We start from the raw sequence: 1,210 nt of genomic DNA, 5'->3' as shown, positions 1-1,210 counted from the left end.
ACATACCTAGCTTGTAGAAACTTACCCAGCTTGGAGTGCCAAAAAGGTTATAAATCACCTCGGTACTATCGCGCTCGCTGGCAAGTCGTTTTGGTTCATCGATTTTGGCGAGTGCCGCTTCGCCTTCTTCTTTGGTATCGTAGGTGTTTAATTGCTTCATGATTTATTTTCCTATAACTTTTAATTGCTTAGTTCCTGTTACAGAGAGGCTGCCTTGCGCAGCCTCTTCTATGTGCCCGCTCCACCAAATCATCATCGGTATACGTCTTTCTAAGTAATCAGTGCGGTTATAAGCACTCCGGACTTGGTTATCGTCCACATGAGCTAATGCTGCTTCTATTAAGTCAGATTCAAAGCCTTGCTCATTGAGTGTGGTACTTGCAAGTGAACGTAATCCATGACTCATCAATCTTCCTGCAAATCCCATACGTTTCAGTGCCATATTTGCCACTTGGCTGTTGCAGGGCTTTTTCGGGTCTCTATCTGACGGAAAAATAAAATCACGAGGACCGCTTATAGGTTTTATTACTTCTAATAGCTCCTGCATCTGCTCAGTGAGCGTAATGTGATGCCATTTTCTTGTTTTCATTCTATCTGCTGAAGTGGCCAAAACTTGTTCTTCTCAATCAATTTGTTCCGGATGCCTCAGCTGGGATGTTATAGTAATATTGATTTTCGAATAACAATAATTCAATTTAACTTAATAAAATATTAAGTACTAGGAGATATCTTTAAATTATTATAGGTAACCGTACTATTTATTGAAAAAGTTACACAGATAGAACTACGACGATAGTGACAACTGGAATTTAATTGAAATTACTTTCTTAGAATAAAAGAAACTATAATTCTAAATATTATTAACATTAACGTGTTAATTAGTGAAATATTCCTTTTAATCATTTCTGACAATGCCAAATAAGAATGATTAATAAAATTAATTATAACCTTAAAAAAATTTACTCTATCTGAAATCCATTACATTAACACGTTCATATTATCTTTATAGATAAAGTTGACAACACTGTCTATATATATGGTTATTTTTCAAATTTATTAAAATTTTAATAAACATAATTCATATTTATAGATATACTTGTCATCAGTTAAAAGATAAATTATTTATGAATGTTAAAATACTAAAATCTAGGTATAAGCTTAGATTGTCCCAAGAAGGCATGGCTAGATTACTTGGCATATCTAAAAATGC

General features: G+C 33.7%; 1 protein-coding gene. It reads right to left on the bottom strand.

What is annotated here, in order from left to right; all coding sequences use genetic code 11:
- Window positions 1–163: 163 nt before the first annotated feature.
- A complete protein-coding gene (locus tag I3255_RS12895) occupies window positions 164–610 on the bottom strand; it encodes a tyrosine-type recombinase/integrase (protein WP_238039180.1) in 447 nt (148 codons plus the stop codon).
- Window positions 611–1,210: the final 600 nt, after the last annotated feature.

The sequence above is a fragment of the Psychrobacter sp. Ps6 genome, from assembly GCF_022129235.1.
GTDB lineage: Bacteria > Pseudomonadota > Gammaproteobacteria > Pseudomonadales > Moraxellaceae > Psychrobacter.
Note: the sequence above shows the minus strand (reverse complement) of the source record. Positions and strands in the feature narration are given on the sequence as shown.